Annotated in this window: 22 protein-coding genes; 11 read left to right on the forward strand and 11 right to left on the reverse strand. The window is 72.7% G+C overall.

Going from position 1 to position 21372, the window contains the following annotated elements; translation table 11 throughout:
* The first annotated feature begins 56 nt into the window (after positions 1 to 56).
* Together JAP66_RS11645 and JAP66_RS11650 are read left to right on the forward strand one after the other, a co-directional pair.
* The gene (locus tag JAP66_RS11645; protein WP_199431695.1) at positions 57 to 1352 is read left to right on the forward strand and encodes an AMP-binding protein; all 1296 of its coding nucleotides are present in this window, start codon (positions 57 to 59) and stop codon (positions 1350 to 1352) included.
* On the forward strand, positions 1349 to 2566 hold the full coding sequence (locus JAP66_RS11650; protein WP_199431696.1) for an acetyl-CoA C-acetyltransferase: 1218 nt from the start codon (positions 1349 to 1351) through the stop codon (positions 2564 to 2566). Before JAP66_RS11645 ends, JAP66_RS11650 begins: the two co-directional genes overlap by 4 nt.
* 18 nt (positions 2567 to 2584) lie before the next feature.
* On the opposite strand, the gene ligD is transcribed toward JAP66_RS11650, so the two are convergent.
* Positions 2585 to 3604: a non-homologous end-joining DNA ligase gene (gene ligD, locus JAP66_RS11655; RefSeq protein WP_199431697.1), complete on the reverse strand. Its 1020-nt coding sequence runs from the start codon at positions 3602 to 3604 to the stop codon at positions 2585 to 2587.
* Between the two features lie 42 nt (positions 3605 to 3646).
* Here ligD and JAP66_RS11660 point away from each other — a divergent pair, with 42 nt between their 5' ends.
* From JAP66_RS11660 to msrB, 4 genes are all read left to right on the forward strand, one after another.
* The gene (locus JAP66_RS11660; RefSeq protein WP_199431698.1) at positions 3647 to 4363 is read left to right on the forward strand and encodes a TVP38/TMEM64 family protein; all 717 of its coding nucleotides are present in this window, start codon (positions 3647 to 3649) and stop codon (positions 4361 to 4363) included.
* Between the two features lie 20 nt (positions 4364 to 4383).
* Complete coding sequence (locus JAP66_RS11665) at positions 4384 to 5907, forward strand: serine/threonine-protein kinase (RefSeq protein ID WP_199431699.1); 1524 nt, start codon at positions 4384 to 4386, stop codon at positions 5905 to 5907.
* A 72-nt stretch (positions 5908 to 5979) separates the two neighbouring features.
* Positions 5980 to 6279, forward strand: a complete 300-nt coding sequence (locus JAP66_RS11670) for a hypothetical protein (protein WP_199431700.1) — start codon at positions 5980 to 5982, stop codon at positions 6277 to 6279.
* 9 nt (positions 6280 to 6288) lie between these two features.
* Complete coding sequence (gene msrB, locus JAP66_RS11675) at positions 6289 to 6714, forward strand: peptide-methionine (R)-S-oxide reductase MsrB (protein WP_199431701.1); 426 nt, start codon at positions 6289 to 6291, stop codon at positions 6712 to 6714.
* A gap of 75 nt (positions 6715 to 6789) precedes the next feature.
* On the opposite strand, the gene hemQ is transcribed toward msrB, so the two are convergent.
* The 3 genes from hemQ to hemE are packed head-to-tail and all read right to left on the reverse strand — an operon-like array spanning position 6790 to position 9996.
* Entirely contained in the window at positions 6790 to 7482 is a 693-nt protein-coding gene (gene hemQ, locus JAP66_RS11680) for a hydrogen peroxide-dependent heme synthase (protein ID WP_199431702.1), read from the reverse strand.
* Positions 7483 to 7486: 4 nt separating this feature from the next.
* Positions 7487 to 8908 (reverse strand): protoporphyrinogen oxidase, encoded by a 1422-nt coding sequence (gene hemG, locus JAP66_RS11685; protein ID WP_199431703.1) that lies wholly within the window; start codon positions 8906 to 8908, stop codon positions 7487 to 7489.
* Positions 8905 to 9996, reverse strand: a complete 1092-nt coding sequence (gene hemE / locus JAP66_RS11690) for a uroporphyrinogen decarboxylase (protein ID WP_372448958.1) — start codon at positions 9994 to 9996, stop codon at positions 8905 to 8907. Before hemE ends, hemG begins: the two co-directional genes overlap by 4 nt.
* A gap of 83 nt (positions 9997 to 10079) precedes the next feature.
* Here hemE and JAP66_RS11695 point away from each other — a divergent pair, with 83 nt between their 5' ends.
* From JAP66_RS11695 to JAP66_RS11715, 5 genes are all read left to right on the forward strand, one after another.
* Complete coding sequence (locus JAP66_RS11695) at positions 10080 to 10643, forward strand: DUF3000 domain-containing protein (RefSeq protein ID WP_199431705.1); 564 nt, start codon at positions 10080 to 10082, stop codon at positions 10641 to 10643.
* Between the two features lie 399 nt (positions 10644 to 11042).
* Positions 11043 to 11759: a response regulator gene (locus tag JAP66_RS11700; RefSeq protein WP_199431706.1), complete on the forward strand. Its 717-nt coding sequence runs from the start codon at positions 11043 to 11045 to the stop codon at positions 11757 to 11759.
* 65 nt (positions 11760 to 11824) lie between these two features.
* Positions 11825 to 13075 carry an HRDC domain-containing protein gene (locus JAP66_RS11705; RefSeq protein ID WP_199431707.1) on the forward strand — a complete coding sequence of 417 codons (1251 nt, stop codon included), beginning with the start codon at positions 11825 to 11827 and terminating at the stop codon, positions 13073 to 13075.
* A 201-nt stretch (positions 13076 to 13276) separates the two neighbouring features.
* The gene (locus tag JAP66_RS11710) at positions 13277 to 14467 is read left to right on the forward strand and encodes a thiolase family protein (RefSeq protein WP_199432011.1); all 1191 of its coding nucleotides are present in this window, start codon (positions 13277 to 13279) and stop codon (positions 14465 to 14467) included.
* Positions 14464 to 16572 carry a 3-hydroxyacyl-CoA dehydrogenase NAD-binding domain-containing protein gene (locus JAP66_RS11715; protein WP_199431708.1) on the forward strand — a complete coding sequence of 703 codons (2109 nt, stop codon included), beginning with the start codon at positions 14464 to 14466 and terminating at the stop codon, positions 16570 to 16572. Before JAP66_RS11710 ends, JAP66_RS11715 begins: the two co-directional genes overlap by 4 nt.
* Before the next feature lie 67 nt (positions 16573 to 16639).
* Here the strand turns inward: JAP66_RS11715 and JAP66_RS11720 are convergent, their stop codons facing one another.
* From JAP66_RS11720 to JAP66_RS11750, 7 genes are all read right to left on the reverse strand, one after another.
* Positions 16640 to 17041, reverse strand: a complete 402-nt coding sequence (locus JAP66_RS11720; protein WP_199431709.1) for a type II toxin-antitoxin system VapC family toxin — start codon at positions 17039 to 17041, stop codon at positions 16640 to 16642.
* On the reverse strand, positions 17038 to 17325 hold the full coding sequence (locus JAP66_RS11725; protein WP_199431710.1) for a type II toxin-antitoxin system Phd/YefM family antitoxin: 288 nt from the start codon (positions 17323 to 17325) through the stop codon (positions 17038 to 17040). Before JAP66_RS11725 ends, JAP66_RS11720 begins: the two co-directional genes overlap by 4 nt.
* A 32-nt stretch (positions 17326 to 17357) precedes the next feature.
* Positions 17358 to 18179 (reverse strand): aldo/keto reductase, encoded by an 822-nt coding sequence (locus JAP66_RS11730; RefSeq protein WP_199431711.1) that lies wholly within the window; start codon positions 18177 to 18179, stop codon positions 17358 to 17360.
* Between the two features lie 17 nt (positions 18180 to 18196).
* Entirely contained in the window at positions 18197 to 19333 is a 1137-nt protein-coding gene (locus JAP66_RS11735) for a sensor histidine kinase (protein ID WP_199431712.1), read from the reverse strand.
* Positions 19330 to 20007 carry a response regulator transcription factor gene (locus tag JAP66_RS11740; RefSeq protein ID WP_199431713.1) on the reverse strand — a complete coding sequence of 226 codons (678 nt, stop codon included), beginning with the start codon at positions 20005 to 20007 and terminating at the stop codon, positions 19330 to 19332. The genes JAP66_RS11735 and JAP66_RS11740 overlap by 4 nt, the downstream gene beginning before the upstream one ends.
* A gap of 92 nt (positions 20008 to 20099) precedes the next feature.
* Positions 20100 to 20786: an anti-sigma factor family protein gene (locus tag JAP66_RS11745; protein ID WP_199431714.1), complete on the reverse strand. Its 687-nt coding sequence runs from the start codon at positions 20784 to 20786 to the stop codon at positions 20100 to 20102.
* The gene (locus JAP66_RS11750; RefSeq protein WP_199431715.1) at positions 20783 to 21331 is read right to left on the reverse strand and encodes a sigma-70 family RNA polymerase sigma factor; all 549 of its coding nucleotides are present in this window, start codon (positions 21329 to 21331) and stop codon (positions 20783 to 20785) included. Before JAP66_RS11750 ends, JAP66_RS11745 begins: the two co-directional genes overlap by 4 nt.
* Positions 21332 to 21372: the final 41 nt, after the last annotated feature.

A 21372-nucleotide genomic window follows, 5' to 3' on the forward strand; every position in this document is an offset into this window, starting at 1 on the left:
CCCCGCCCGCGGCCCACTTGACGCGGACAACGGGCAGATGCTTCGCTGACGGCCGGATGAACCTGCTGTCGCTGCTCGCCGGGCTGACCAGACGCGACCCGCACGCCACGATCGCGGTCGATGCCCACCCCGACAAGCCCGTCCACGTCAGCCGTGCCGAGCTGTGGCGGCGCACCCTGCAACTCCGGGCCGACCTCGCCACCGCGGGAGTGGGTCGCGGCGACGCCGTGGCCCTGTGGCTGCCCGCCTGGTCGGACGTGCTGACCTGGCACATCGCCACCGCATCCCTCGGCGCCCACGCGATCGGGCTCGCCCCGGCGCACGACTCCACCTTCGCCGCCGCCGTTGTCGAACGCGCCCGGCCGAAGGTGGTGGCGCTGCCCAGCGACACCGGTCTCACCGGCGTACTGCGCGAGGCGATCACGGGGGCCGCGGCACCGGTACCGGCGGTGGCGGTCGTCGCAGGGCCACACGAGGACCCGCCCATCGACCCGTCCGGGCACGACATCGGCGGCGGCGCCTGGCTGCCCAGCGCCGCGGCGGCCGGCATGCCGATGCCGAAGACGGGGGGCGACGAGCTCGCGGTGGCGTTCCCGGCCGCCGGCTCCGCCCCGGTGGCCTTCCGCGAATCGGCGGTTGTCCGGCACGCGCTGGCCTGCGCGGGAACGCTCGGCATCCGCGCCGACGATGTCGTGGCGTGCACCCGGCCGCTGTCCGAGCCACTGGGATTCGCCACCGCGGCGGCGGCCATCGCCGGTGGCGGCACCTGCCTGCTGCAACCGGTGCCCGGTGGCGCGGACACCGGGGACACCGTGCTCACCGATGTCGCCCGGTTCGACGTCACCCATGTCGTCGCCGACGACGAGGCGGCCCTGCGGCTCGCCGGGTCCCGGCCCGGTACGCGGCGGGACCTTTCGTCGTGGCGGCGGCTGGTGGTCGTCGACGTGCCGGGCGGTGCGGCCGAGGCGGCGGCGTGGGCCGAGAAGGAGCTCGGCACTGTCGTCACCTGCGGTTACCGCTCGCCGGCGGTGCTCGCGCCTGCCGCGCTGTGGCCACCCGAGGTGGCCGCGCCGCTGCGCTGGTCGGCGGGCGGCCACCCGGTCTCGCCGCGGCTGGAGGTGCGGGTGGTGGACCCGGTGACGGAGCGGCCCGTGTCGGAGGGCGAGCGCGGCGAGTTGCAGTTCCGCGGCGCCGGCGTGGTGGACGCCTACCTCGGCGAGCCGCACGCCGTGCCGGGGACGGCCGACGGCTGGCTGGCCAGCGGCGACCTCGGCACGCCCGCCGACGACGGCGGCTTCACGTACGCGGGCCGCGTTCCGGACGGCACGCGAGCAGGAAGGGAGAGCCCGTGACCACCGAGGTGTTCGTCTGCGAGCCCGTCCGCACCGCGGTGGGCCGCTACGGCGGCGTGTTCACCCGCGTGCCCGCGAGCGAGCTCGCGTCCACCGTGATCCGGGCGGTGCTCGACCGCACCGGCATCCCGCCCGCCGAGGTCGAGGACGTGCTGCTCGGCCAGTGCTATCCGAACGGCGAGGCCCCCGCCATCGGCCGCGTCGCGGCACTGGACGCCGGGCTGCCGGTGGAGGTTCCGGGCCTGCAGCTCGACCGGCGGTGCGGCTCGGGCCTGCAGGCGGTCCTGGACGCGGCGATGCGCGTGCAGACCGGCGTGCACGAACTGGTGCTCGCCGGTGGGGCCGAGAGTATGAGCAGCGTCGAGTTCTACACCGACGACATCCGCTGGGGCGCGCAGGGCGGTGTCGAGCTGAAGGACCGGCTCGCGCGAGGCCGGGTCACGGCGGGCGGCGTCCACTACCCCGTGCCGGGCGGCATGCTCGAGACGGCGGAGAACCTGCGCGAGGAGTACGGCATCGCCCGGGAAGAGCAGGACGAGCTCGCGCTGCGGTCGCACCGGCGCGCAGTGGCGGCCATCGAGGACGGCCGGTTCGCCGAGGAGATCGTGCCGGTCACCGTGCCCGGCAAACGGGGCAAGCCGGACACCGTGGTGGACCGGGACGAGCATCCGCGCGCCGACGCCACGCTGGAGTCGCTGTCCGGCCTGCGGCCCGTACTCGGCAGGCAGGACCCCGCGGCCACGGTGACGGCGGGCAACGCCAGCGGGCAGAACGACGGCGCCGCCGTGTGCGTGGTTGCCAGCCGGGAGAAGGCGGAGCAGCTGGGCCTGCGCCCGCTGGTGCGGCTGGTGTCCTGGTCCGTGGCGGGAGTACCGCCACGGACGATGGGCATCGGGCCGGTCCCGGCGACCGCGAAGGCGCTGGCGCGGGCCGGCTTGGCGCTGAAGGACATGGACCTGATCGAGCTCAACGAGGCGTTCGCGGCGCAGGTGCTGGCCTGCACCCGCGAATGGAAGCTCAGCGACGACGACTTCGACCGGCTGAACGTGAACGGCTCGGGCATCTCGCTGGGCCACCCGGTCGGCGCGACCGGGGCGCGCATCCTCACCACCCTGGCGCGTGAGATGCGGCGCCGCGACGCCCGGTACGGGCTGGAGACCATGTGCATCGGCGGCGGCCAGGGGCTCGCCGCGGTGTTCGAGCGGGTCGGCTGAGCCGTCCGGGCGGTCCGGTCACGGCTGCTCCCGGGCCCTGCTGGGCTGCACCCGCTTCGGCTCCCCCGCCATCTTCGGGTAGTCGGGCGGGTAGGGCATCTCACCGAGGCCGTGATCGCGTTCGTCCCGCGCGTACCACTCCAGCAGCGTCTCGATGCCGAACGCGCGCGAGTCCAGCGCCTCGTGCGGGTCACCGTGCTCGGCGAGCAGGCCGGGCACGGTCAGCACGTCGAAGTCGTCCGGGTCGACGTCGCGCAGCCGTTCCCAGGTCACCGGCATGGACACGGTCGCCCGCGGCGTACCGCGCACCGACCACGACGAGGCGACCGTGCGGTCCCGCGCCGCCTGGTTGTAGTCGATGAAGACCCGCCCGGCGCGTTCCTCCTTCCACCACGCGATCGTCGCCCGGCCGGGAGCACGCCGCTCGACCTCGCGGCCCAGCGCGATCACCGCGTGCCGCACGTCGACGAAGTCCCACTCCGGGCGGATCCGGACGAGCACGTGCACCCCGCGCCCGCCGGAGGTCTTCGGATAGCCCACCAGGCCGGCGTCGGAGAGCACCTCGCGCACGGTCTCGGCCACCCGGGTGGCGTCGGCGAACCCCGCGGTGTCCGGCGGGTCCACGTCGATCCGCAGTTCGTCGGGGTGATCCACATCAGCGCGCCGGACCGGCCACGGGTGGAAGTCGAACGTGCCCAGGTTGGCGGCCCAGGCCAGCACCGCCGGCTCGGTGGGGCACACCTCCTCGGCGGTCCGGCCCGACGGGAACGTGATCCGCACGCGCTCGACCCACTCGGGCGCGCCCTTGGGCACCCGCTTGGCGTAGAAGGCCTCACCGGTCACGCCGTCAACGAACCGTTTCAGCGTGGTCGGGCGCTCGCCGATCACCCGCAGCAGGGGATCGGCCACAGCGAGGTAGTACTCGACCACCTGTCGTTTGGTGATCCCGCGCTCCGGGAAGTACACCTTGTCCGGATTGGACACCCGTACCGTGCGCCGTCCCACCTGGTACTCGATCGCTTCGCCACGCTTCGCCACGCACCCACCGTAGCCGGACCGGCCGTGCTCTACGGTGACGACGTGGCGGTACGGACGAAGCTGATCATCGGGCTGGTCCTGCTCACCACGTGCACGGCCGCCGCGCTGACCCTGCCGCTGCCCGCGCCCGTCGCGCTGCGGTCCTGGGCGGATGACGCCGGCGCGGCCGCGCCACTGCTGTTCCTGCTCGCCTATTCCGTGCTCACCGCGGCGCCGATCCCGCGCACGGTGTTCAACCTGGCAGCCGGGCTGCTGCTCGGCGAGGCCGCCGGAATCGCCGTCGCGCTCACCGCCACCGTGCTCTCGGCGGCACTGGGTTTCCTGGTGGCGCGCGCACTCGGCCGCGACGTGGTCGCCCGGCACCTGCACCGCACGCCGGTACGCGTGGTCGACGAACGGCTCACCAGTGGCGGCCTGCCCGCCGTGCTGTCCCTGCGGCTCATCCCGGTGATCCCGTTCGCGCCACTGAGTTACTGCTGCGGCATCTCCTCCGTCCGGCTGCGTCCCTACCTCGCCGGAACGGCCCTCGGCAGCCTGCCCGGGACCGTCGCCATCGTGCTGCTCGGCGACGCGCTCACCGGCACGACCCCGCCCGCGCTGCTGGTCTGCTACGCGGGCTTCGCCATACTCGGCGTGGCCGGGTTGCTCACGGCGGTTCGCGCGGAACGCCCGGCGCGGACCGCTACACTCGACCGGGTTGCGCGAGCCTGTCGTTCGCGCCGAGTCAATCCACGATCGCGGGTAGCAGCCGAGGAGTAGCCGTCATCGACACCGGCCAGTTGATCGCAGGGCACTATCGCCTCGTCGAGCACATCGGCAGTGGCGCGATGGGCATCGTCTGGCGAGCCATCGACGAACGTCTGGAACGTTCCGTCGCGGTGAAACAGATCCTGGCGCAACCGGGACTGTCCGAGTCCGAGCGCGACAACGTCCGCCAGCGGGCGATGCGCGAGGCGAAGAACGCGGCGCGTTTCCAGCACCCCAACGCGATCGTCGTGTTCGACATCGCCGAGCACGCCGGCGACCCGTGTCTGGTCATGGAGTACCTGCCCTCGCGAAGCCTCTCGGCGATCCTCGCTGAACGGGGCACGCTCGCCGTGCCCGAGATCGCGCGGATCGGCGAGCAGGCGGCGGCCGCGCTCGTCGCCGCGCACCGGGCGGGCATCGTGCACCGCGACATCAAGCCCGGCAACATCCTCATCGACGACAACGGCACCACGAAGATCACCGACTTCGGGATCTCCCGCGCCACCGGTGACCTCACTCTCACCCAGACCGGCCTCATCGGCGGCACCCCCGCCTACCTGGCCCCCGAGCTCGCCAGGGGTGCGGACCCCGCACCGAGCTCCGACGTCTTCGCCCTGGGTGCCACCCTGTACCACGCGATCGAGGGCGTGCCGCCCTACGGCGACAGCACGAACCAGCTCGCGCTGCTCTACGCCGCGGCGAGTGGCAAGGTGAACCCGCCGACCCGGGCCGGATCGGCGACCGCGCTGCTGATGAGCCTGCTGCGGGTGGACCCGGACGAGCGGCCGACGATGAGCGAGGCCCGCGACCGGCTCGCCGCCCTCGCGGCCGGTGACGGCAACGGGCAGGGACCCGCCGCCACCCGGGTGTCTCCCCCGCTGGCCCACGGCGGCCCCCAGCCCGCAGCCGTGGCTCCGTGGCGGCGCAGCGAGCCCCCGCCACGCACACCGACCACCAACTTCCCGCCGACCCCGCCTCCGGCGGCGAACGGCAGTGTCGGCAGCGGCGGCAACAGCGGCAACGGTGGCGGCGGCAGCGGCACGTCCGGGAGACGCAAGCCGCTCGTGTTCGGCGCGATCGGCGCGGTGGTGCTCATCGTCGCGGCGGTAGTGGTGATCGCGCTCAACTCGGGCGGCGACGACCCGGACCCTGGCGCCGCGGGCGACGACTCGCCGTCGATCTCGGCGTCACAGAACCCGCCCAGCTCCTCGGCGGCCGGTGAACCAGGCCAGACGGAAAGCTCCGGAGACACGGTGCAGTGGGGCCCCGCGGGTAACCGGGTCATCGACTTCTACGCGGCCGCGGGCACGCCCGAGGGCTGGAACATGCTGACGGACGCCGCCAAGTCGGTCTACGGCTCCCAGGACGAGTTCGCGAGCTACTGGCAGTCGCGGCAGCCCGTCTACGCGGAGAACGCGGTCGCCTACAAGCACGCGAACAACGAGGACGGCTCGGTCGACATCCGTGCCACCGTGGGTTCCCAGCAGGTCACCCTCCGCGTGATCGACTCCGACGGTCAGCTCCTCATCGACTCCGACACGAAGCTGCCCGGCTGACCGCACTGACCGGCACTGACCGGCTCAGTACGGCGCGGCCCATCCGAGCGCCGCATGCCTTACCGTTGAGGTATGGCCGACAACGCGGGCGCGCCACACAACCCTCGCTTCGACGAGGACCTCGTCGGGCTGGACCCCCACGATCCGGAGGCCCAGGAGTTCGCCGCGCACCTGGATCGCATGCAGCGCTGCGAGCCGGGCTTCACCGTCGAGGCGTCGATCCGCAGGGTGGGCGAGTTCGCGGAGTCCAGCAACCGCGCGGGCGGGCTGCGCTGGTGGGTGGCGGCTGCCGTGGTCTGCCTGATCCTCATCGGCGTTCTGGTGACGGCCTGGGACACGCTCGGCAACGTGCTGGCCTGGCTGGCGAGGTAGCCTGGAGACATGGATTCCCAGGCCGGAACGACCCCCCGCGTCGTGAAGTCCGAGCAGGAATGGCGGGAACAGCTCGCCCCCGAGGAGTACGCGGTGCTCCGTGAGGCGGGCACGGAACGCCCCTTCACCGGCGAGTACACCGACACCAGGACCACCGGCGTGTACGAGTGCCGGGCCTGCGGTGCCGAACTGTTCCGCAGCGACACGAAGTTCGAGAGCCACTGCGGCTGGCCGTCGTTCTACGATCCGGCGGACTCCGACGCGGTGGTGCTGCGCGAGGACCGCACGATGGGCATGGTGCGGGTCGAGGTGCTGTGCGCCGCCTGCCACAGCCACCTCGGGCACGTGTTCGAGGGTGAGGGCTATGACACGCCCACCGACCAGCGGTACTGCATCAACTCGGTCGCGCTGCACCTGGTGCCTGCCGACTCGTAAGCGCCTGCCCGCTCGTGAGTGCGCACGCGAGTTCTAACTCGTGTGCGCACTCACGAGCCGTGAGCTGCGCACACGTCACGGGAGGTTCAGCACCAGCTCGGCGGGCGGAACCCGGGTGCCGGTGTAGAACGGGATCTCCTCGCGGACGTGCCTGCGCGCCTCGGTGCCGCGCAGGTGACGCATCAGGTCCACGATCCGGTGCAGCTCGTCGGCCTCGAACGCGAGGATCCACTCGTAGTCGCCGAGCGCGAACGACGCCACGGTGTTCGCCCGCACGTCCGGGTAGTCGCGGGCCTCCTTGCCGTGGTCGGCGAGCATCTTGCGGCGCTCGTCGTCCGGCAGCAGGTACCACTCGTAGGAACGCACGAACGGGTACACGCACACGTACTTGCGCGGCTCTTCACCGGCGAGGAAGGCGGGCACGTGGCTCTTGTTGAACTCCGCGGGCCGGTGCAGCGCGAACTGGCTCCACACGGGCGTGGACACGCGGCCGAGCGGGGTGCGGCGGAAGCCGGTGTAGGCGGCCTGGACCTGCTCGACCTCCTCGGCGTGCCACCAGATCAGGTAGTCGGCGTCGGCCCGCAGGCCGGCCACGTCGTACACCCCGCGCACGACGACGCCCTTGCCCTCCAGCGCGTCCAGGTACTCCTCGGTCTCCCTGCCGGCGGGGCCGCGGTCCTCGGGGAGCCTGCCGGGCTCGACCCGGAACACCGACCACGCGGTGTAGCGGATGGTGTCGTTGAGTTCTTGGTAGTTCAGGCGCGCCATGCCCCTATCGTCCCACCAGCCGGAGAGCGGCCGCCTCCGCGGTCGCGATGCAGGCCGGGACGCCCACGCCGTGCAGTGCCGCGCCCGCGACCGCCAGGCCCGGAACCGTGGCGACGGCTCGTTCGACGCGAGCGACGCGTTCGAGGTGCCCCGGGCCGTACTGCGGGAGCCCGCCGCCCCAGCGGGTCACCAGCGTCGCCACCGGTTCGGCCGTGACGCCGGTCAGCTCGGCGAGGTCGGCACGAACCAGGCGGGCCAGTTCGTCGTCACCGAACCGCAGTGCTTCGTTCTCCCCGAAGCGGCCCACCGAACCGCGCAGCACCACGGGAGCGCCCGCGCGCGCATGGTGGGCCCACTTGCGGGCGGAGAAGGTGAACGCCTTGGCCGTGAACGGCGTGCCGTCGTCGTACCGCTCCCCCGCGCCGATCAGCACACCGGAGGCGTCCGGCAGCGCGGTTCCCGGCGGCAGGGCGAGCGTGACGACGGCCATCGACGCGAGCTCCACCTCCGCGAGCGCCGCCGACGCGGCGGGCACCACGCCCGCGAGCAGGCGGCTCGCCGCGGGGGCCGGCACCGCGAGCACCACGGCATCGGCATCGAGCTCCGCTTCCTCGGGCGCGTGCGCCGGTGCCGCGGCGCCGAACGTGAGCCGCCAGCCGCCGCCGGGCAGCCGGTCGAGCGCCCGTACCGGGACGCCGAGCCGGAGCTCCGGTGCGGCGTGCTCGACCAGCGCCTCGACGAGCGAGCCGAGGCCACCGGTCAGGGTCGCGAACACCGGCTCCGCGCCCGGCTCCGGGGGCAGCAGGCCCGCGGCGGCCGCGGTGAGCGAGCCCGCCCCGGAGTCCACCGCCGCCGCGAGCCCGGGCATTGTCGCGCGCAGGCCGAGGCCGTCCGCACCACCGGCGTAGACGCCGCCGAGGAGAGGATCGACGAGCCGATCCACCAGTTCGTCGCCGAAGCGTTCCCGCAGCAGCGCGCCGAGCGCGACGTCGCCGTCCGGCAGCGTCAGGCCCGGCTTCCGGGCCTCCGCCGCGACCGCCTGGCCGCCCTCGGCGGAGAGCACCTCGGCAACCGCGTCCGGCGCCGCGGGCACGCCCATGACGGTCCGCCTGGGCAGCGGCCGTGTCCGCCCGCCCGCCCGGACGGTCGCGCGGGCGGCCGTGGGATGCGTCAGCTGGCCGCCGAGGCCCAGCTCGGTGGCCAGCGCGACGGCTTCGGGCCTGCGGGCGAGGAACGCCTCGGCGCCCGTGTCGACGGGCAGGCCGGCGAGCTCGGTGGTGCGGAGCTTTCCGCCGAGTTCGCCGGTGGCCTCGCAGACCGTGAGCACGGCGTCGCCGCCGAGCTCACGGCGCAGGCGGTAGGCGGCGACAAGCGCGGAGACACCGCCTCCGACGACGGCGACCCGCCTCGGTGCCGGTTCGGTCACAGCGAATGCACCAGCTCCACGACACGCGTGAGCATCGCCGGGTCGGTTCCCGGCAGCACCCCATGTCCGAGGTTGAAGATGTGCCCGGCCGCGGCGCGGCCCTCGGCGGCGATGCGGCGCACCTCCGCCTCGACCACCGGCCACGAGGCCATCAGCAGTGCCGGGTCGAGGTTGCCCTGCAGGACCGGCGGCGGGCCGTCGGGCAGGGTCAGCCTGCGCGCGGCCAGATCGAGCGGCACCCGCCAGTCGACGCCGACGACATCGGCGCCCGCGTCCCGCATCGCGGTCAGCAGCTCGCCGGTGCCGACGCCGAAGTGGATGCGCGGGACGCCGTACTGCCCGGCGCCCGCCAGCACCTTCGCCGAATGCGGCAGGACGAACTCGCGGTAGTCGCGGGGGGAGAGCGCACCGGCCCAGGAGTCGAAAAGCTGGATCGCGTCCACCCCGGCGTCGAGCTGCGCGCGCAGGAAGCCCAGCGCGATGTCGGCGAGCCGGTCGGCCAGCGTGTGCCACAGCTCCGGCTCGGCGTGCATGAGCGCCTTGGTGTGCTCGTGGTTGCGGCTCGGCCCGCCCTCGATGAGGTAGGAGGCCAGGGTGAACGGCGCGCCCGCGAAGCCGATCAGCGGCACGTCGCCGAGCCGGTCGGTCAGCAGGCGCACGCCGTCGGCCACGGCCGACACCTGGCCGGGTTCGAGTGTCGGCAGGGCCGCGACCCCGGCGGCCGAGCGGATGGGCGAGCCGACCACCGGTCCCGTCCCGGGCACGATGTCGATGTCGAGGCCGGCGGCGTACAACGGCACCACGATGTCGCTGAACAGGATCGCGGCGTCCACTCCGTGCCGCCGGACCGGCTGCAGGGTGATCTCGGCGAGCATCTCCGGGTCCAGGCAGGCGCGGAGCATCGGCACACCCTCGCGCAGCTCGCGGTACTCGGGCAGGGAGCGCCCGGCCTGGCGCATGAACCAGACGGGTAGCCGGGCGGGACGGTCACCCCGGGCGGCGGCGAGGAACGGCGCGTCGGTGAGTTCGCGCCGGGCCTGCGGCCGGGTCGGCGGCGGGGAGGACGGCGGGACGGACGTTGTCATCATCGTTATCGTGCCACGCCCGGCGGCGGCACGTTCCCCGGCGCGTCTGCGCCCGTACCGGCCGGGTCGCGGCTTACAGTCGGGCGGTGACCGCCATGACGCAGGCGCCCGATCTGTTCCGCGACGCCGTCGCGGCGCTGCAATCCGTGCGGCCCCGGCCCGAGGTGACCCTGGAACCGATCCGGGCACCGCAGCGCCTCGCCCCGTGGTCGTACGCGCTCGGCTGCGAGGTCACCGGCCCGGCGGACGTGGCGGCCTCGGGCCGGCTGGTCCTGCTGCACGATCCGGACGGCCCGGAGTCGTGGCAGGGGGTGTTCCGGCTGGTCGTCTACGTCCGCGCCGAACTGGACCGCGAACTGGCGGCCGACCCTTTCCTGCCCGCCGTCGGCTGGTCGTGGCTGACCGATGCGCTGGAGACGTCGGGCGCGGCGGTGACCGCGCTCGGCGGCACGGTCACCGAGACGTCCTCGGCCCGCTTCGGTGACATCTCGGGGCCCGCCCGCACCGACGACCTGGAGCTACGCGCGTCCTGGACACCCACCACCACGGCACTGCGGCCGCACGGCGAGGCGTTCTGCCAGGTGATGTCGAGCGTGGTCGGGCTTCCCCCGGTCGGGGTGACGTTGTTCGAGCAGCGGCAGGGCTGCTGACTTCCCCCGGTCGGGGCGGCACGTCACCCAGGAGGCATACTCCTGCCTACTCGGCGGAGCCTGACGCCCTTCTCGTCCACGGTTCGCACCCGCTGCGGCACGGCTCGGCGCATCTGCACGGACCATCTGCACGCCCTGAACAAAACCGATAACCTTACTTCATCGTGGACGCTGTGCGATCCGTTAGCCACGGCGCGTGTAATAACCCGATCGTGCTACGCAATCGGCAGTGAGTAACTACCCGATCGGTATAGATACCTATTTGATCCCCCCACTGACCCACTTGGGCGGCTAGAGTGCATCCGACGACACCACTTTCGGTCTAAAGCTGGCGCGGCTGATTGGCCGAAAGTCCCGGTGCCGGTCGGGGGGCACGACCGACTCCAGGGAGGTAGTGACGTGGCTGCCGTCGGCTTTTCTCAGGCCGTCCGATCCACGCCAGCCGGCGCGTTGCCGGCGAGCATGGTTCCGCATCCGCGGGAAGAGTTGTTCTCCGTGCTGGTGGTCGACGACCACCCGCTGCTGAGGGAGGCAATTGCCGCACGACTAGCACAAATGGGCGCAGGCACGGTACACGAGGCCGCCACGGTGGCCGAGGCGAGAGCAAGGGCGACGGCCACCGGGCCGTGCGACCTCGCGATCCTCGATCTCGGCCTGCCGGACGGCAGTGGCATCGAGCTGGTTACGGAGCTCCGTAGCAACGGCTGGCCACGTGTGGTGGTGCTTGCGTCGTCCGATGATCCGTACGCCGTACGGTCCGCTTTCCAGGCGGGCGCCCAGGCATACCTGCTCAAGTCCGCGTCGCCGGTGGTCGTCACCGACGGCGTGCGCAGGGTGCTCGAGGGCGGTGTCTACGCCGATCCGAGCGTGGCGCCCGTACTGGCCACCGGCACCAGGGTGGCAGGCACCGACAACACCCCGCGCGAGCTCTCGGCGCGCGAGGTCGAGGTACTGCAGCTCGTGGCCGACGGCCAGTCCAACAAGGAGATCGGTGAGGAGCTCAGCCTCTCCGCGCTCACGGTGAAGTCCCACCTGTCGCGGATCGGCCGCAAGCTCGGCACCGGTGACCGGGCACAGATGGTCGCACTGGCCATGCGTGCCGGGGTGATCCGCTAGCGACGAGTGTCCCTACGGGGCGGCCTGACCAGGCGCGGTAAGTCCGTCCCGTAGGGTCCATTCTCGTGGAAACCGCAGATCGTGGCCCCGAGGCACCGGCGGAGACCGCGCCCACACCGCCCGAACCACTGACGGAACCCGCCGACGGCACCCCGCCGGTCATCGCGGATGTGCAGGCGCTGCACGACGCGTGCGAGCGGCTGGCGGCCGGCACCGGCTCGATCGCCGTGGACACCGAACGGGCTTCCGGCTACCGGTACTGGCCGAAGGCCTACCTCATCCAGGTACGCCGCGAGGGCGCCGGCACCATGCTCGTCGACCCGGTTCCACTCGAGGGCCGGCTGGAACCGCTCGCGGCCGTGCTGGGCGAGGCCGAATGGGTGCTGCACGCCGCCTCCCAGGACCTGCCCTGCCTCGACGAGCTGGAGCTCCGTCCCGCCGCCCTTTTCGACACCGAGCTCGCCGGCAGGCTCGCCGGCTACGAGCGCGTCGCGCTCGGCACCCTCGTCGAGCTGCTGCTCGGCTACCGGCTGGAGAAGGGGCACAGCGCCGCCGACTGGTCGAAGCGGCCACTGCCCACCTCGTGGCTCAACTACGCCGCCCTCGACGTCGAGCTGCTCATCCCGCTGCGGGAGAAGCTGGAGGCCGAGCTGGCCGCGCAGGGCAAGCTGGAGTGGGCCCACCAGGAGTTCGAGGCGGTCCGCACCGCTCCGCCCGCGCCGCCCCGCACGGAGCCGTGGCGCCGCACGTCGGGTATCCACAAGGTTCGCACCGCCCGCGGGCTGGCCGCCGTGCGCGCGCTGTGGGAGGCACGCGACGAGCTGGCCCGCAAGCGCGACCGCGCGCCGAGCCGGGTACTGCCGGACAGTGCGATCGTCAACGCCGTGCTCGCCGATCCCCGCACGGTCGCCGATCTGCAGGCGCTGCCGGTGTTCGGCGGCCGCGTGCAGCGGCGGTACACCGGCAACTGGCTGCGGCACCTGCAGGCGGCCAAGTCACTGCCCGCGACCGAGCTGCCGAGTCCGGCCGTCGGCAACGACGGTCCTCCCCCGGCCAACCGGTGGGCGGACAAGGACCCGGACGCCGCGGCACGGCTGGCCGCCGCGCGGGCGACCCTGGCCCGCATCGCCGAGCGGCACAGGCTGCCCACCGAGAACCTGCTGCTGCCCGACCTGCTCCGGCGCACCTGCTGGCGTCCGCCCGAGGACCTTTCCCCGGAGGGCGTCGCCGAGGTGCTGCGCGAGGGCGGGGCCCGGCCGTGGCAGATCGAGCTCACCGCCACCGAGCTCAGCAAGGCACTGCACACCACCGCCTGACCCGCTCCTGCGGGTTTAGCCGTGGGCGGACCGGGCAAAACACCCACGAGTCCGCTCGCTGTGAGCCACCTGACAGAGCCACCACCCTGGTTACCGACCAGTAACCAGGGCTATCGTGCGGACCTCAAAGATTCTTCCGTTCGTTCGAAGGAGCACCTCGTGGCCACACCCGCAACACCGGCCGCGCCGACCGCGCGGGCGGTGCGCAACGTGGCCTTCGTCGAAGGGGTCCGAACCCCGTTCGGCAAGGCAGGCGACAAGGGCATGTACGCCGACACCCGGGCCGACGACCTGGTCGTCAAGGTCATCCGCGAGCTGCTGCGCAGGCACCCGGAGCTGCCACCGGAGCGGGTCGGCGACGTCGCGATCGCCGCCACCACGCAGACCGGCGACCAGGGCCTCACCATCGGCCGTACCGCCGCGCTGCTGGCCGGCCTGCCGAAGTCCGTGCCGGGCTTCGCCATCGACCGGATGTGCGCGGGGGCGATGACGGCCGTCACCACCACCGCGGGCGGCATCGGCTTCGGCGCCTACGACGTCGTGATCGCCGGCGGCGTGGAACACATGGGCCACCACCCGATGGGCGAGGGCGTGGACCCGAACCCCCGGTTCCTCGCCGACAAGCTGGTGGACCCGTCGGCACTCGTGATGGGCCGGACCGCGGAGAACCTGCACGACCGCTTCCCCGAGATCACCAGGCAGCGCACCGACGCCTACGCCGCCCGCAGCCAGGAGCGGTTCGCCGACGCCGTCAAGGCAGGCAAGATCGGGCCGGAGCTCGTGCCGGTCGCCATCCGCTCGGCGGAGCTGGGCTGGGGACTGGCCACCGAGGACGAGCAGCCCCGCCCCGGTACGACGGTCGAGCAGCTCGCCGGGTTGAAGACGCCGTTCCGCCCGCACGGCCGGATCACCGCGGGCAACGCGGCCGGCCTCAACGACGGCGCGACCGGCGCGATCCTCGCCGGCGAGGACACGGCCCGCGAGCTCGGCCTGCCCGTCGGCATGCGGCTGGTGGGCTACTCGTTCGCCGGTGTCGACCCCGAGGTCATGGGTGTCGGTCCCGTGCCGGCCACCGAGCAGGCACTCGCCCGCACCGGCCTGTCCATCTCGGACATCGGCCTGTTCGAGATCAACGAGGCGTTCGCGGTCCAGGTGCTCGCGTTCCTCGACCACTTCGGCATCTCCGAGAACGACGAGCGGGTCAACCCGTGGGGCGGCGCGATCGCGTGCGGCCACCCGCTCGCCTCGTCCGGCGTCCGCCTGATGACCCAGCTCTCCCGCCAGTTCGCCGAGCGCCCCGACGTCCGCTACGGCATGACGACGATGTGCGTCGGCATCGGCATGGGCGGCACGGTCATCTGGGAGAACCCCGCTTGGGAGGGCAACAAGTGATTTCCGCAGAACAGGCAAAGACGGCCTTTCCCGACGAGGTGGTGACGCGGGCGACGAACCGGCTGGTGTCCGTGCCCGGACTGGACAAGCCGGTCGCGCTGATCACCATCGACAACGGCCACGACCACACCCGTCCCTCCACCTTCGGCCCGCAGGGCCTGGTGAGCCTGAACGCGGCGCTGGACGAGGCGTTCGCCGCCGCCCCCGCCGCGATCGCGGTCACCGGCAAGCCGTTCGTCTTCGCCGTGGGCGCCGACCTGGACGGCGTCGAGCAGATCGCGAGCCGGGATCTGGCCGCGCAGATCGCGCAGAGCGGCCACGACGTGTTCCGTAGGTTCACCGAGTCGGACATCCCGACGTTCGCGTTCGTCAACGGCGCGGTGATGGGCGGCGGGCTCGAACTCGCGCTGTCGTGCCACTACCGGACCCTGTCCGACAACACCGCCGCCATCTCGTTCCCCGAGGTGTTCCTGGGGCTGTTCCCCGGCTGGGGCGGCACGCAGCTGCTGCCGAACCTGATCGGCCCGGACGCGGCCGTGACCGTCATCATCGAGAACGCGCTGAACCAGAACAAGATGCTCAAGCCGGCACAGGCGGCCGAGCTCGGCATCACCGACGAGCTGTTCGGCTCCGCCGACTTCCTCGAGGAGTCCCTGCGCTGGCTGGCGAAGGTGGTGCGTGGCGAGCACACGCCGCGGCGCCGCGCGATCGACCGGGGCGAGGAGTGGGACGCCGCGATCGGCCGCGCGAAGGCGATCGTCGACGGCAAGACCAAGGGGGCCTCGCCGGGGGCGAACAAGGCGGTCGAGCTGCTCGAACTGGCCCGCACCGCCGACCTCGACACCGGCTACACGGCGGAGTCCGAGGCGCTGGCGGACGTGCTGATGACCGACCCGCTGCGGGCCGGTCTGTACTCGTTCAACCTCGTGAACAAGCGCGCGAAGCGGCCGGTCGGCGCGCCGGACAAGTCGCTGGCGCGCGAGGTGGGCAAGGTCGGCATCGTCGGCGCGGGGCTGATGGCCAGCCAGCTCGGCGCGCTGTTCGTGCGCAGGCTCCAGGTACCGGTGGTGCTGACCGATGTGGACCAGGAACGTGTCGACCAGGGTGTGTCCTATGTGCACGAAGAGGTCGACAGGCTGCTGGGGAAGCAGCGGATCTCACCGGACGAGGCGAACCGGCTGAAGGCGCTGGTGTCCGGAACGCTGGACAAGGCGGCCTTCGCCGACGCCGACTTCGTGATCGAGGCGGTGTTCGAGGACCTCGGCGTCAAGCGGCAGGTCTTCGCGGAGGTCGAGCAGCACGTCGCCGCGGAGGCCGTGCTGGCCACCAACACCTCCTCGCTCTCGATCACGGACATGGCGGCCGAGCTGCGGCACCCGGAGCGGGTCGTCGGCTTCCACTTCTTCAACCCGGTCGCCGTGCTCCCGCTGGTGGAGGTCGTGCGCGGGGAGCGGACCGACGACGAGACGCTGGCGACCGCGTTCGCGGTGGGCAAGGACCTGAAGAAGTCGTGCGTGCTGGTGAAGGACGCGCCCGCGTTCGTGGTGAACCGGCTGCTCACGCGTTTCCTCGGCGAGGTCCTCGCGACGGTCGACGAGGGCACCCCGTTCGAGGTCGCGGACTCCGCACTCGACCCGCTCGGCCTGCCGATGTCCCCGCTCACGCTCCTCCAGCTCGTCGGCCCCCCGGTCGCGCTGCACGTCGCGGAGACGATGCACACGGCCTTCCCCGACCGCTACGGCGTGAGCGAGAACCTGAAACGCTTCGTCGATGCGGGCAAGAGCGCGGTCTGGACCTGGGACGACAAGGGCAACCAGCAGGTCGATCCCGAGGTCGCCGAGCTCTGGCGGCAGGGGGACGCACCGTCGTCGGCGGAGCAGGTGCGCGAGCGTGCGCTTTCGGCCATCGCCGAGGAGGCGCGGATCATGCTCGACGAGGGCGTGGTCTCGGAGGCGCAGGACATCGACCTGTGCCTGATCCTCGGCGCGGGCTGGCCGTTCTGGCTCGGCGGCATCACGCCGTACCTCGACCGGTCCGGCGTGTCCGAGAAGGTCAACGGTAAGCCGTTCCTGGCGCCGGGGGTGGCCTCGGTCCCCGCGGCCTGAGCCGTTCGGGGGGTCGCCCGGCCGTCCGGCGCAGGCCGGGCGACCCGACGCCGTGCCGTATAGGTCGTTATACGGAAATGACGTCCAGCAGCCGGTCGAGGCCAGTGAAGTCGGCGGCGTTGCCGGTGAGTAGTGGCAGCCCGTTCGCCGCCGCCGTTGCGGCGATCTGCAGGTCCAGCCTGCGTGGCCGCGGGCTGCGCCCGGCACGGCGCACCAGCGCCGCCATCGTGCCGTAGACTTTCGCCGCCGCGGCGTCGAACGGTACGACCTCGAACCGCCGCAGCGCCGCGTAGTACCGCTCGGTCCTGGCCGACCGCTCGATCGGGTCATCGACGTCGAGCCCGTACGCGAGCTCGGCGATGGTGACGGCGCTGACGAGCGGCCGCGCGTCGGCGAGCGAGCCCAGGTCGAGCCGTTCCAGGTCGATGACGGCACAGGTGTCGAGCAGCACCTCCGCCGGGCCGGTCACCGCCGCGACCACGGATCCCCGGGCTCGTCCGGCCCGAAGACCGCGTCGTCCTCGGCCCGCTCGCTGCGCCACCGCGCACCGTCCACCGGAGGCAGGTCACCGAACTCGGCCCGCACCTCGGCGAGGGTGTATCGCGGCATGTGCCACGTGCGGCGGTGCGGCACGAGGTCGGCGACCGGCCTGCCGTGCCGGGTGACGGTGAAGCTCTCCCCCGCCTCGACCCGCCGCATGATCTCCGCGTTGTCATTGCGGAGCTCACGCTGGCCGATGGTTTCCGCAGTCATAGCACAACTGTAGCGCAATGAAGCGCTCGGTGCTACGCGAGCGTGTCCGGATGCGGCCCGATCCGGTCGCCGACCTCCAGCGTGGCCAGCCCGGCGATGTCGTGCGAGTCCAGTTCGAAGTCGAACACGTCGATGTTCTCCGCGATCCGCTCGGGCGTCACCGACTTCGGGATCACCACGTGGCCCATCTCCAGGTGCCACCGCAGGACCACCTGTGCGGGCGTCTTGCCGTGCTTGCGGGAGACCGTCTCCACGACCTCGTCCCGCAACAGGTCGCCGCCGCGCGCGAGCGGGCTCCACGCCTCGGTCACGATCCCGTGCCGCTCGTGGAAGCCGCGCAGCTCCGGCTGCTGCAGCCGGGGATGCAGCTCGATCTGGTTGACCGCGGGAATCGTGCCGGTCTCGTCAAGCAGGCGCTGCAGGTGCGGCACCTGGAAATTCGACACCCCGATGGCACGCGCCCGGCCGTCCGAGATGATCTTCTCGAAGGCGCGCCACGTCTCGACGTAGCGGTCCCTGCTCGGCACCGGCCAGTGGATCAGGTACAGGTCGACGTAGTCGAGCGCCAGCTCCCGCAGGCTCGCGTCGAAGGCCCGGAGCGCCTCGTCGTAGCCGTGCTCGGTGTTCCAGAGCTTGGTGGTGACGAAGACCTCCTCGCGCGGCAGCCCCGAGCTGGCCACGGCGGCGCCGACGCCCCGCTCGTTGCGGTACAGCGTCGCGGTGTCGATGCTGCGGTACCCGGCCTCGAACGCCGTGTGCACCGCGCGCTCGACCTCCGCGTCGGGGATCTTGTAGACGCCGAAACCCAGCCGGGGCATGCGCACACCGTTGTTCAGCTCAACCGTCGGATCCATGCCCCGACCGTATCCGCTCACCCGCCGGCCGGCAGGCGCACGGTTACCGAAAGGCCGCCACCCACCACCGGCTCCGCGGCGACGGAACCGTCGTGCGCCTGCACCGCGGCCCGCACGATGGACAGCCCGAGCCCGGCCCCCGACCGCGCCGTGCGGGCCACCCCCGCCCGGCGGAAAGGCTCGAACAGCTCGGAGACCGCCGCGGGGTCGATCAGCCCGCCCGCCGAGCGGACCCGCAGCACCGCCCAGCGGTCGTCCGCGCCGGTGGTCACCTCGATCCAGCCGCCCGTGACGTTGTGCCGCACCGCGTTCTCCAGCAGGTTGCCGGCCACCCGTTCCAGCAGCGCCGGATCCCCGGTCGTACGAGCGGGCTCGGTGTGGAAATCCGTGCGCAAGCCGCGCTCCGCGGCCTCGGCGCGCACTGCCCGCCAGGCGCTGTCGGCCAGCACGGCGAGATCGACCGGTTCGGCCGCCGCGAGTCCCGTGCCGTCGGTGCGCGCGAGCAGCAGCAGCGACCCGACGAGCCGCTCGGCGCGTTCGGTCGCGTCACGCACCACCGCGGCCATCCGCCGCAGCTCGGCCTGGTCGGCGTCCTCGTCCGCCAGCGTCACGTCCAGCTCCGTGCGGATCACCGACAGCGGGGTCCGCAGCTCGTGGCTGGCGTTGGCCACGAAGTGCCGCTGCGCCTCGAAAGCGGCCTGGAGCCGGTCGAGCATCGCGTCGAAGGTGCCGGCCAGCTCGGCCAGCTCCCCCTTCGTCGTGATGTCCCCGATCCGCTGGCCCATCGACTCCACCGAAAGCCGACGCGCGGTGCCGGTAATCTCGCGCAGCGGCCGCAGTACGCGGGAGGTGAGCGTCCACGCGAGGATGCCGGTGGCCGCGACGACGAAGAAGAACGCGGCGGCACCCGCGATGAGCACCCGCTGCCTGGCGTGCTCCCGCAGGTGCGCGGCCAGCGCGGACGCCTCGACGTCGACGCCGTCGACCCGCACCGTCGTGCCGGGCGGCATCTGCGGCACCGCCGCCACCGAGTCACCGACCAGCTTCCACGCGAGCCACAGCAGCACCAGACTCACGGCGGCGGCGAGCAGGGTGGCGAGCAGGGTGATGCGGGCGCGCAGGCTGCGCACCGGGAGCCCGGCGCGGCGGTTCACCTGTTGCGCGAGCCGGCACCCGGTACCCGGTAGCCCGAGCCGACCACGGTCTCGATGATGCCCGGCTCACCGAGCTTCTTGCGCAGTGTCATCACGGTGACCCGCACCGTGGTGGTGAAGGGATCGGCGTTCTCGTCCCACACCCGTTCGAGCAGGTCCTCGCTGCTGACCACGGCGCCCCCGGCGGAGAGCAGTACCTCAAGCACGCCGAACTCCTTGCGGGTGAGCTCGACCGGCTCGCCGGCGCGGTGCACGGTCCGCTTGCCGGGGTCGAGTTCGACGTCGCCGGCGGTGAGCAGCGGCGGCGCCGGCGGGGTCGCCCGCCTGCCGAGTGCGCGTACCCGCGCCACCAGTTCGGGGAAGGCGAACGGCTTCGCCAGATAGTCGTCCGCACCGAGGGACAGCCCCTCGACCCGGTCCGCGACGGCGCCGCTCGCGGTCAGCATCAGCACTCTGGTGAGCTCGCCCGAGGACACGATCTCCCGGCACAGCTCGTCACCGGACATGCCGGGCAGATCCCGGTCGAGCAGCACGACGTCATAGCGTGTGACGGCCGCCTTCTCGTGGCCGTCGTCGCCGTTGAACGCGACGTCGACCGCCATGCCCTCACGGCGCAGCCCGCGCGCGATCGCGTCGGCCAGCGGCTCCTCGTCCTCAACTACCAATACACGCACGTCGCCACGGTGCCACACATTCCTGAGAATTCTCTGTACGCCCCGCGGCGCGAGTCCTGCGTTCATGCCCGTAACGGGGGACTCGCGGGTGCTCAGGCGAGGGGCACGGCGACGAGCCTGCGGCCCGCGAAGTTCCGCACCTCGACGGCGACCACGTCGGCCGGCGCGACGACGGCGGCACCGTCCAGCTCGGTGCCCTCCTGCGCGCCGTCACCGGAGACCAGCCAGCTGCCGGCGTCCGTGCGGGTCCCGTCGGCCGCCACCACGACGAGGCGGCACCGCTGCCCCGCCTCGATCCCGGCGACCGATGCATGCAGCCGTACCCAGCCCGCGGCCGGCCGCACCGAGACGGTCATGGCGGCGCCGGTGCCGGGATCGGTCGCCGACCCGGCTCGCCCTGCGGGCGTCTCCTGCTGCGCGAGCACCCCCGGCGCGACGCTGTAGCCGAGCACCGCCCCGCCGCCGGCGAGCACGGCGGCGACCACGGCCGCGGCCACACCGGCACCCACCCGCCGGGACCGGCCGCCACGACCCGCCCGGCCAGCCCGGACCGTCCGCAGCGCGCGCCGCAACAGCAGCTCACCCCCGTCCGGTGGCCCCTCCAGCAGTGCCTCGGGAGGAACCTCGCCGAGCAGCGCGCGCGTGGCGCACAGCTCGTCCAGCTCCGCCCGGCACCGCGGACACGAAGCCAGGTGCCGCTCCACGGCGGGTACCTCCTGCCGGTCCAGCGCCCCGAGCACGTAGGCACCGAGTGAACGCGTGTCGTGTCCTGTGGTCATCCGGCCACCTCCCGCACCGCGAGCCGCCCGCCGGTGAAGGTCTGCCGCAGCGCACGCAGAGCGTGGTACGAGCGTGACTTCACCGTTCCGGCGGGTACGCCGAGATTTCGCGCGGCCTCGTTGACACTGCGGCCACGGAAGTAGATCTCGGTCAGCACGTCGCGGTGCTCGGGGCTGAGCCGGGCCAGCGCGTCCAGCACCACCACCGAGTCCACGACCGAGTCGGCGTGATCGAACTGCACGGGCGGGGTGTGCGGTGACTCGGCGACCTCGCACGGCCGCGCCGCCTTCGCCCGGTACCGGTCGGTGACGATGTTGCGGGCCACCGTCAGCAGCCAGCCGCGCACCGATCCCCTGCCGTTGAGCAGCGCGTCGGGCCGCCGCCACGCGCGGACGAGCGTCTCCTGCACGACGTCCTCCGCGGCGGCGCGATCACCGGTCAACCGCGTGGTGTACGCGAGCAGGGCCTTGCCGTGCTCGGTGTAGAGCGAGCGGATCAGCGCCTCGTCGGCCGCTGCCTCTCGTCTGGCCCACAGCGCCGCCATCCGACAGCCTTTCTCGTGAGCGGGCGGGACCGGCCCGGCGG

Source organism: Qaidamihabitans albus, assembly GCF_016464705.1.
Taxonomy (GTDB): domain Bacteria; phylum Actinomycetota; class Actinomycetes; order Mycobacteriales; family Pseudonocardiaceae; genus Qaidamihabitans; species Qaidamihabitans albus.

What these genes read in the sequence shown, in the direction of transcription:
- JAP66_RS11645 (WP_199431695.1), top strand. Translation starts at nt 57, where the DNA reads ATGAACCTGCTGTCGCTGCTCGCCGGGCTGACCAGACGCGACCCGCAC.
- JAP66_RS11670 (WP_199431700.1), top strand. Translation starts at nt 5,980, where the DNA reads ATGGCCGACAACGCGGGCGCGCCACACAACCCTCGCTTCGACGAGGAC.
- msrB (WP_199431701.1), top strand. Translation starts at nt 6,289, where the DNA reads ATGGATTCCCAGGCCGGAACGACCCCCCGCGTCGTGAAGTCCGAGCAG.
- hemQ (WP_199431702.1), bottom strand. Translation starts at nt 7,482, where the DNA reads ATGGCGCGCCTGAACTACCAAGAACTCAACGACACCATCCGCTACACC.
- hemE (WP_372448958.1), bottom strand. Translation starts at nt 9,996, where the DNA reads ATGATGACAACGTCCGTCCCGCCGTCCTCCCCGCCGCCGACCCGGCCG.
- JAP66_RS11725 (WP_199431710.1), bottom strand. Translation starts at nt 17,325, where the DNA reads ATGACTGCGGAAACCATCGGCCAGCGTGAGCTCCGCAATGACAACGCG.
- JAP66_RS11730 (WP_199431711.1), bottom strand. Translation starts at nt 18,179, where the DNA reads ATGGATCCGACGGTTGAGCTGAACAACGGTGTGCGCATGCCCCGGCTG.
- JAP66_RS11745 (WP_199431714.1), bottom strand. Translation starts at nt 20,786, where the DNA reads ATGACCACAGGACACGACACGCGTTCACTCGGTGCCTACGTGCTCGGG.
- JAP66_RS11750 (WP_199431715.1), bottom strand. Translation starts at nt 21,331, where the DNA reads ATGGCGGCGCTGTGGGCCAGACGAGAGGCAGCGGCCGACGAGGCGCTG.